This window comes from Sporolactobacillus sp. CQH2019 (assembly GCF_028765345.1).
GTDB lineage: Bacteria > Bacillota > Bacilli > Bacillales > Sporolactobacillaceae > Sporolactobacillus.
Map to the genome: position 1 here is coordinate 625675 of NZ_JARAJZ010000001.1, position 9112 is coordinate 634786.

General features: G+C 49.2%; 8 protein-coding genes and 1 riboswitch. All 8 genes read right to left on the minus strand.

Annotation, left to right across the window (positions count from 1 at the left end; genetic code table 11):
• Positions 1–57: 57 nt before the first annotated feature.
• The gene (locus OYT88_RS02885; protein ID WP_274397850.1) at positions 58–900 is read right to left on the minus strand and encodes a MetQ/NlpA family ABC transporter substrate-binding protein; all 843 of its coding nucleotides are present in this window, start codon (positions 898–900) and stop codon (positions 58–60) included.
• Between the two features lie 13 nt (positions 901–913).
• Positions 914–1594 carry a methionine ABC transporter permease gene (locus OYT88_RS02890; protein ID WP_274397851.1) on the minus strand — a complete coding sequence of 227 codons (681 nt, stop codon included), beginning with the start codon at positions 1592–1594 and terminating at the stop codon, positions 914–916.
• Positions 1587–2630 carry a methionine ABC transporter ATP-binding protein gene (locus OYT88_RS02895; RefSeq protein WP_274397852.1) on the minus strand — a complete coding sequence of 348 codons (1044 nt, stop codon included), beginning with the start codon at positions 2628–2630 and terminating at the stop codon, positions 1587–1589. Before OYT88_RS02895 ends, OYT88_RS02890 begins: the two co-directional genes overlap by 8 nt.
• Positions 2631–2744: 114 nt before the next feature.
• Positions 2745–2851: riboswitch (SAM riboswitch) on the minus strand.
• A 49-nt stretch (positions 2852–2900) separates the two neighbouring features.
• Positions 2901–4016, minus strand: a complete 1116-nt coding sequence (locus OYT88_RS02900; protein ID WP_274397853.1) for an iron-containing alcohol dehydrogenase family protein — start codon at positions 4014–4016, stop codon at positions 2901–2903.
• 66 nt (positions 4017–4082) lie between these two features.
• Positions 4083–4853: an SDR family NAD(P)-dependent oxidoreductase gene (locus OYT88_RS02905; protein ID WP_274397854.1), complete on the minus strand. Its 771-nt coding sequence runs from the start codon at positions 4851–4853 to the stop codon at positions 4083–4085.
• 34 nt (positions 4854–4887) lie between these two features.
• The gene (locus tag OYT88_RS02910) at positions 4888–6063 is read right to left on the minus strand and encodes an aminotransferase class I/II-fold pyridoxal phosphate-dependent enzyme (protein ID WP_274397855.1); all 1176 of its coding nucleotides are present in this window, start codon (positions 6061–6063) and stop codon (positions 4888–4890) included.
• Between the two features lie 44 nt (positions 6064–6107).
• On the minus strand, positions 6108–6575 hold the full coding sequence (gene msrC / locus OYT88_RS02915) for a free L-methionine (R)-S-oxide reductase MsrC (RefSeq protein WP_274397856.1): 468 nt from the start codon (positions 6573–6575) through the stop codon (positions 6108–6110).
• Positions 6576–7442: 867 nt separating this feature from the next.
• On the minus strand, positions 7443–9112 hold a 1670-nt coding region (locus OYT88_RS02920), incomplete at its 5' end, for a transketolase family protein (RefSeq protein ID WP_274397857.1).

The following is a 9112-nucleotide window of genomic DNA, read 5'->3' on the forward strand; positions in this document are numbered from 1 at the left end:
ACAGTAAGGAGCGGTATAGAATGAATTAGAAATAAGCTGCACCGGTGCCTATCATTTTCAGTATTTAAATGCGGGTACATAGACGCCGTTATAGATTTTCTTGATCGTCTGGGCAACGGATTGAGTCTGATAGGCTTCTACGACTTTCTTGTAGGTACTGTTGTTCTTATCTTCAGTGCGCGAAACAATGACATTGATCCATGGTTTGTTGTTCGGATCATTGAGATTCGGCTCAATACTATAGATTGAATCCTTTATAGGATCGATCTTGTTATCAATGGCGAAATTACTATTGGTGATGCCTGCAGCAAAGTCCGGAAGCAGGCTGGGAATCTTAGCCGGATCAACTTGTACAATTTTCAGATGCAGTTTATTTTCAGTAATATCCTTAACATCCGGTAAATAGCCTTTGCTTGGGTTTACTTTGATCAGCCCGGCACTCTCCAAAACTTTCAGCGCCCTCCCTGCATTTGTAACGTTGTTCGGAATGGCAATCTTATCCCCTGCTTTGATCTGTTTAATGCTTTTGATCTTAGCCGAATACACATTCAGCGGAACAAGATAGGACTGTCCGATAACCGTAAATTTATAGCCTTTTTCTTTTTCTTCTTGATGGAGAAAAGCATAGTGCTGAAAGGCCGTTAAGTCTAATTCTTTGCTGGCCAGAGACTGATTGGCAATGATTCCGTCGCTGAACTTGACCAATTTTACTTCGATATTTTCCTTTTTCAAGTTTTTATTGACTTGTTTCCAGATCGGGTCATCGCTGTCGCCGACTACGCCGACTTTAACCTCTTTTATTTTGGAGCTGCTGCCCGAAGCGGTTCCGCTGCACGCCGCAAGGCCCAGTAAAAGAACCAATGATAGAAGAATGCCGCTGATTTTTGCAATTTTTTTCATGATAAGTTTCCCCCTAATGCGATGTTTTTTTAGCAATCAGTGTGCCTATGATTTGAATGATGCTCACAATAATAAGCAGGACAATGATGGATACATACGTTGCATCTAATTGATTTTGCTGATATCCGTAGCGAATGGCAAAATCACCGATACCGCCTCCTCCGACAACACCGACAATTGCCGTTAATCCAACCAGACTAATGATTGTAATCGTCGTTACTCTGGCAATAGACGAAATTCCTTCTTTTAAATAGATCGAAAAAATGATTTGAACTGGCGATAATCCCATAGCTATACCTGATTCAATCAGCCCCTCATCCACTTCGCTTAAGGCCGATTCAATCTGCCTTGAGAAAAAGGGAGTGATACCGACAATCAGCGGAAAAATAGTGCCCTGCACGCCAACGGCGGTCCCGGAAATCAATCGAGTAACCGGTATTAAAGCAGCAATCAAAATAATAAACGGAATGGAACGAAAAAGATTAATCAACTTATCAAAAACGTTAAAAACAAACGTATTCTCCAAAATTCCGTCTTTTTTTGTGGATACGAGAACAATACCTATGAACAGACTGAGCACAAAGGATATTCCTCCCGATAGGAGAATCATCTGCAGCGTTTGCACGATCGAGAGATAAAATTCATCAAGCACCTGAGATACATTAGGCAATAGAAATTGCACGATTTTATCCATGATTAAGCACCTCAATCGCTACATGCTTTTTCTCCAGATAGTGAGTAGCATGATCGATATCCGTTTTTTGACCGCTTAAGATGATGATCAATCCTCCCAATGGATGATCGCTCAGGATCTGGACATCTCCGGCAATAATATCCGCATCAACGTTATACTGCCTTGAAATATATGAAATTAAGGGTTCAGAAACACTGTCTGCAGAATAACTGATTTTAAGCAGCAACTGTCCCGGCTGCAATTTTACAACGGGGGAATTCGCTTTAATTAACTCCTTCACGTTTCCCAGAGTCGAGGTCGTCTCAATAAACGACTGAGTCAGCTTTTCCTGCGGGTTCGAAAAGACAGTGTATACATCTCCTTCTTCCAATATCTTTCCCTTATCAAGAACGGCGACCTTATGGCATATTTCTCTAACCACCGACATTTCATGAGTAATGACAACGATAGTCAATCCCAGTTCTTCATTTAATTTCTTCAATAAATAAAGGATTGATTTTGTTGTTTTCGGATCTAATGCACTGGTTGCTTCGTCGCACAGAAGGACTTTAGGTTGATTAACCAGCGCTCGGGCGATCGCGACGCGCTGCTTTTGGCCGCCGGACAGCTGAGCCGGATAGGAATCCTCTTTATCCGGCAATGAGACAAGCTGCAGCAATTCTTTAATTCTCTTACTCGTCTCTTTCTTTGTCAGGCCGCTGTGTTTCAAAGGGAGGGCTATATTATCGAAAACAGTTCTTGACGGCATCAGATTGAACTGCTGAAAGATCATGCCGATTTTTCTTCTAATCGTTCTTAGTTCACTCGCTTTTAACCCAACGATGCTTCTGTCCTCAAAAAATACATTTCCCCTTGTCGGTTTTTCGATACCATTGAAACACCTGACAAGAGTTGATTTCCCGGCCCCGCTGTACCCGATGATTCCAAAAATATCTCCTTTTTCTATCGAGAGATTGACATCCCTTAACACCGTGTGTGCCTTTTTACCGTCCGTAAAGACTTTGGCCATATTCTCCGTACGTATTATTTCCGACATTGTATTCATCCCCTTCTTCTCATGGCTGCGGAGCAGGGCATTTTATGCCTTTCTGACATCATGAAATGATATAAAAAGGACAAGTCTAAAGATAAAGAAGACTTGTCCTGCTTCTTCTTATCTTTTGGACACATTACGTGTTCATGGAATTGACACCATACAGTAAACTTGCTGGTTGTCGGGCTTCACAGGGCCAGTCCCTCCGCCACTCTGGATAAGAAATCATTCATTTCGTTTTCGGCATTTACAGTGAATTTTTTAACGAAACCCTTATGCTTTGCCCTCTTTCCTGTGTGCGGATAACGTTTCCAGCTGATTGATCGCAGAAAAGACGGACTCCGCAGTCACTTCATACGGCAATAAATGGATCGTTTTGTCCGGGCTCACTGCCCGTGCAGCGAGCTGGCGAATGTCGCTTTCAGGGCGTGTGCCAAGATGCAGATCGGTCAGATTCATCGGCAGATTCAATTTTTGATAAAATGGCTGAAGGCGCCGAATTTCATCCCATTTTCCCTCAAGGGCCAGCTGAACCATGATGCCGTATGCGACTTTGACGCCATGCAGGATAGGCTTTGTCTCAGGGAAAAAAGTCAGTGCATCATGTACAGAATGCGCCGCTGTAGCACTTCCATATTGGTCTGCAAAACCGCCGACCAGACCGCTGGCCATGATATTCGTTTCCATCACGGTATTCCAGGCATTGGATAAAATTCCCTGCCTCATGTCATCTACGGCCTGAACGGCATATTCGAGCGGTATATCGTGGCATAGTTTAGCAGATTCACGGGCATACAGAATAGCAAGATGATTCTGATCAACCTTTGCCAATAAACCGTTCGACTCATACCACTTAGCCAGCGTATCGGCGATGCCGGCAATAAAATACTCAATCGGAGAATCGAGAATCACTCGGGGCTCTACAAGAACAAGGGCCGACTGATTGGGAAAAGTCTGAAATCCGATCGATTCGCCGTTATCTTTATAAAACACACTGAGTGCGGACCACGCCGCACAGTTACTTGCCATGGTCGGCATCAGAACGAGCGGAAGCCTGCCTGCTTTATACGCCGCGGCTTTTGCCGTATCCATAACCTTTCCCCCGCCCAGCCCGATGATCAGATCAGCATCGTGGGTTTTTATGGCCTGAATCACCCTGTCGATTTCTTGCGGAGAACATTCGCCCCCAAAGCTCATGCCAAAAGTTTCAATCCCGGCCTGGGCCAGATCGGGAAGATAGGGAGCGGCTTTATGTAGTGATTTTATACCGTGCAGAAAAAGAACACGCCTGACAGAAAGTTTCTTAAGAATTCCCGCCAGATAATCGTATGCACCCTTTTCCGATATATATTGTTGCGGTGCAATCCTGGAAACCAAGTGAAAAGACATAAACAAGGAACTCCTTTACTGTGCAAAATGTTAAGAACACGCAATCAAAGAACGGCGGCCAGTTAATTAATTCATCGTCATTCCTCCCGTTACATTGATCGCCTGGCCCGTCATGTAGGAAGACAACGGACTGGCCAAAAAAAGTGCGACATTGGCGACATCGGATGGGTTAGCCGTCCGGCCGAGCGGTACTTGTGAACAGTCCTCCTCATAAATTTGTTCCGGTGTCATTTTCCTCAATTTTGCTCCGTCGATGCGTTCGCGGTGCTTCATGCCCGTTTCAACGATGCCGGGACAGATCGCATTAACCAGAATGCGTTTGGCGGCCAATTCTATCGCCATGACCTTAGTAAATCCAAGAACGGCGTGTTTTGAAGAACAATAATTGCCCATACAGCGGTATCCATTTTTCCCCGCCTGCGACGCAATGTTAATGATCCTGCCTTCAATTTTACCGTCAATCATTTGATGGGCAACTGCCTGCGAAACAAGATAAGTTCCCTTGGCATTGACAGCCATCACTCGGTCCCAATCTTCTTCTTTGATATCAACGGCATAGTCCATTGTCGAAATACCCGCGCTGTTTACCAGAATAGTGATCGGTCCCAAGGATTCAGCCGCTGTCCTTACCGCTTCACTAACGCTTGTTCTATCCGTTACATCCAGTTTGAGATGAATAAGCCGTTCCGATATCCTCGTATATTTCCTCTCAAATGCTATATCAGCAATGGCCACCCCAGCACCCGCTTCAAGAAATAAATCGGCGATTCCCTTTCCGATTCCGGAATTTCCGCCTGTGATAAGAACATTTTTGCCTGTCAAATCAATTGTTATCATTTGTCAATTTCAATCTCCTGACTTAGAAGGGCTATCACTCAAATAAGTGGAGCTCTTCGATTCTATCAACTGCCTCTGCTAAGACTTCTTCACTGCTCACCAGACTGATTCTGACAAAACGGCGGCCGTTCTTCCCAAAGCCTATCCCGGGGGCAACGACAATATGGGCCCGGTCAAACAGCAGGTCAGAAAGGGACTGGCTATCATAGCCATCGGGTACCTTTAACCAGGCAAAGAATGTACCCGATGGCGGCACAACATTCCAGCCGATACGCCGCAGGCCGTCGATCAATACATGACGCCTGCGCTGATAGACGGCAACAATGTCGGCTGCGCATTTTTGAGACGACTGCAACGCACAGGCTGCAGCATCCTGAACCGCACCGAATACTGTGCTGTAAGCGTGCATATGAAAATGGTTCAGGGCCTGAATAATTGAAGCATTGCCCACAGCAAATCCAAATCGCCAGCCTGCCATATCATAAGTCTTCGACATTGTATAGACTTCGACACCGACGCTCTTGGCATCCTTAGTCTGCAACAGGCTCAGCGGTTTATTGTGATCAAAACCAAGCGAAGCATAAGCAAAATCATTGAGCACGGGAATATTGTGCGCTTTTGCAAACTCAATGGTTTCCTGATAGAATGCTTCTGTGGCCAGTGCTCCGGTCGGATTATTTGGATAATTCAGCAGCAGCAATCGCACCTTTTTTAAAACGTCAGCAGAAATGCGGCTGTAATCCGGGAGAAATTGATTCGACTCGGTCAGCGGCATTGAGTAAGTCCTGGCTTGCGATAGAATGGCTGAAGAATAATAGATGGGGTAGCAAGGATCCGTAATGAGCATATAGTCTCCGGGATTCAGCAGAACCTGGGGAATTCCCGTGATGCCGATATGAGCCCCATGGAAGACGGCGACCTCGTTTAACGGATCCAGCGTCACCCCGTACTCTTTTTTATAGAAATCGGCAATCGCCAATCGAACGTTTTCCTTTCCAAGAAAGGGAGGATAGGCTTGATTTTCCGGTTTGTCAACTGCTGTCTTCAATGATTCAACAATGTGGGAGGGAGTCGGAAGATCCGGATTTCCCTTCGAAAGATTGATAAACGGCTTGCCTGCATCCTCCGATTCGGCTAATTTGTTGTCCAACTGATCGAAAAAGTTAACAGGAAGTTGCTTTACACGTTCAGAAGGCTGAAAATAAACCAATAGTACTTCCTCCTTCTTTTCTTCCATACAAAACGAACGGGGCTCTAATTCTTACTTATACCGAATACCAACGGTGCCAGCTGTTCCAAGTAAACCGCATCCGTTGAATCAAAATTATTAAATAACGGACTGTCCAAATCCAAAACGCCAAAAAAGCGATGATGGCCAGGCCAAAACACAGGTACGACAATTTCTGAGTTTGAGCGTGAATCACAGGCAATATGCCCGGAAAATTTATGAACATCCGCAACAATTTCCGTTTTCTTCGTAAATGCAACCTTGCCGCAAACGCCTTTTTTGAGAGGAATGTGCATGCAGGCCACCCTTCCCTGAAACGGGCCCAATATTAATTCATCATTCTTCCAGCGATAAAACGTTGTGCCATTTAAGTTAGGCACCTTTTCATAAATAAGAGACACCATATTGCTCATGTTAGCGACTAGGTCAAATTCGTGGTAAAACAAAGCCTGAATGTACTTAATCAAGTCAACATATATTTCTTTTTTCCCCATGTCCATTCCTGCCATCCCGTTTTTGTTACTGATTCTACAATTGTGAAAAATAACATCCGCCATCTTTTTCAGTGATTGCTGCAATCGCTGTATCCACAACTTTATCTCGTGCATACGGAAAATAAAGCAGGAGTTCTTCAGGCAGCCTTGGAATCGAATTCTCAAATGATCAAAAACTCGCTCACCGTTCACTTTTTCGATAAATTAAAAATCGGCACTGCCTCACGCAGTCTTTAGTAAAAAACGCACTTTTACTTTCTTATATGTATAGACAAGCCTATTTTACTGCAAATAAACGGTTGAGTGTTTTTAATTCTGTTCCTTCTTTTCTAATAAATTAATCTAAATTCTATATATATAATTCCAATATGTCAACTGAGATTAGTAGATAATATGTATACATTTTGCGACAATCGGCCTTTAAAACATGTTGCTAGGCACTAAAAAAGATGATTCCCCCAGCAAAGGAATCATCCTTCCGGCCCATTAAGTTTCCAAAAATACGAACGGTCTTATCCCGGCCAGATATTCTCCCGCTCACGCGGATTCAGTGTTTTATCAGCCAATTCAGGCCCTCTTCCGGCCAGATTCACCGTTCTATCGGCCAATTCAGGCTCCCTTCCGGCCAAATTTGCGGCTCTATCGGCCGATTCAGGCCCTCTTCCGGCCAAATTCGCCGTTCTATCGGCCAATTCAGACCCCCTTCCGGCCAAACTCACCGTTCTATCGGCCAGTTTGAGCCTCCTTCCGGCCAGATTCGCGGTTCTACCGGCCGATTCAGGCCCTCTTCCGGCCAAATTTGCTGCTCTATCGGCCGATTTGGGCTTCCTTCCGGCCAAATCCACCGTTCTACCGGCCGCTTTTTTCTCAATTCAGTCCTTTAGTCGACGGCCGCTTGCCTAATGCCAGATAAGTTTCCGCGACATGTTCCGGCGTGAAGCCGTACTCCGCCGTCACACGGCTGCCCGGCGCCGACGCGCCGAAGCGGCCGATCGTCACCAGCGCCCCGGACGTCCCGACAAACTCGCGCCAGCCGAGCGGCGACGCCATCTCGATGCCGACCCGCGCCCGGACGTCCGGCGGCAGCACCCGGTCCCGGTACGCCTGCGGCTGCCGCCGGAACAGCTCCCACGACGGCAGGCTGACCACCCGCACCGGATGGCCGTCCCGCTCCAGAAGCGCCTGCGCTTCGGCGGCCAGCGCCACCTCCGACCCGGTCGCGATCAGAATCCCTTCCGGTCGGCCGCCGGCCGCTTCCGAGACCACATAGCCGCCCCGGCGCACCCCTTCAGCGGCATGCTCCGCCTCGCCCGGCAGTGTTTCGACGCCCTGGCGGGTCAGTACGATCAGGGTCGGACGGTTCCGGCTTTCCACCGCCAGCTTCCACGCCTCGCGCACTTCGTTGCCGTCCGCCGGACGCAGCACCGTCAGGTTCGGAATCGCCCGCAGCCCGGCCAGCTGCTCGACCGGTTCATGCGTCGGCCCGTCCTCGCCGACGGCGATCGAGTCATGCGTGAAGACGAAGATCGACGGAATCCCCATCAGCGCAGCCAGCCGGATCGCCGGCTTCGCATAATCCGAGAAGACAAAGAACGTCGCCCCGAACGGAATCACCCCGCCGTGCAGCGCCAGCCCGTTGACCGCCGCCGCCATCGCAAATTCCCGGACGCCGAACCAGATGTTCCGCCCGGCATACGTACCCGGCAGAAAATCGCCCCCGGCCCGGATCGCGGTTTTCGTCGACGACGCCAGATCGGCTGCGCCGCCGAACAGCGCCGGCACCGTCCGGGCGAGCCCGTTGATTACCTCGCCCGAGGACGCCCGCGTCGCCTGCTTCGTTCCCGGCGCATAGACCGGCAGCTTTTCGGCATAATCCGCGGCCAGCTGGCCTTCAATGGCCGCTTTCAGCTGCGCCGCGAGCGCCGGATACGCCTGGGCATACGCCGCCAGCCGGGCATTCCAGGCCGCCTCTTCCTGCTGCCCCGCGGCCGCCAGCGTCTGGAAGTGGGTCCGGACGGCCTCCGGGACAAAGAACGGCTCATGGTGCCAGCCGTACGCCTCTTTGGCCGCCTGCGCCTCTTCGGCTCCGAGCGGACTGCCGTGCACCTGGTTCGTGCCGGCAACGTGCGGCGCCCCGTAGCCGATCGTCGTCCGCACCTCGATCAGCGTCGGCCGGTTCTCCTCGNCTCCGAGCGGACTGCCGTGCACCTGGTTCGTGCCGGCAACGTGCGGCGCCCCGTAGCCGATCGTCGTCCGCACTTCGATCAGCGTCGGCCGGTTCTCCTCGACGACCGCCGCATCGAGCGCCTGTTTCACCGCCTCCACCTCATTGCCGTCCCCGACGAGCAGCGTCTGCCAGCCGTAGGCATCAAAGCGCGGACGGACGTGCTCCGTAAACGACATAGCCAGCTTCCCGTCCAGCGATATCTGGTTCGAGTCATAGAGGACGATCAGGCGGCCGAGCTTCAGCCGGCCGGCCAGCGACGCCGCCTCGGACGAGACGCCTTCCATCAGGTCGCCGTCGCCGCAGAGCGCGT

What these genes read in the sequence shown, in the direction of transcription:
- OYT88_RS02885 (WP_274397850.1), bottom strand. Translation starts at nt 900, where the DNA reads ATGAAAAAAATTGCAAAAATCAGCGGCATTCTTCTATCATTGGTTCTT.
- OYT88_RS02890 (WP_274397851.1), bottom strand. Translation starts at nt 1,594, where the DNA reads ATGGATAAAATCGTGCAATTTCTATTGCCTAATGTATCTCAGGTGCTT.
- OYT88_RS02895 (WP_274397852.1), bottom strand. Translation starts at nt 2,630, where the DNA reads ATGTCGGAAATAATACGTACGGAGAATATGGCCAAAGTCTTTACGGAC.
- OYT88_RS02900 (WP_274397853.1), bottom strand. Translation starts at nt 4,016, where the DNA reads ATGTCTTTTCACTTGGTTTCCAGGATTGCACCGCAACAATATATATCG.
- OYT88_RS02905 (WP_274397854.1), bottom strand. Translation starts at nt 4,853, where the DNA reads ATGATAACAATTGATTTGACAGGCAAAAATGTTCTTATCACAGGCGGA.
- msrC (WP_274397856.1), bottom strand. Translation starts at nt 6,575, where the DNA reads ATGGGGAAAAAAGAAATATATGTTGACTTGATTAAGTACATTCAGGCT.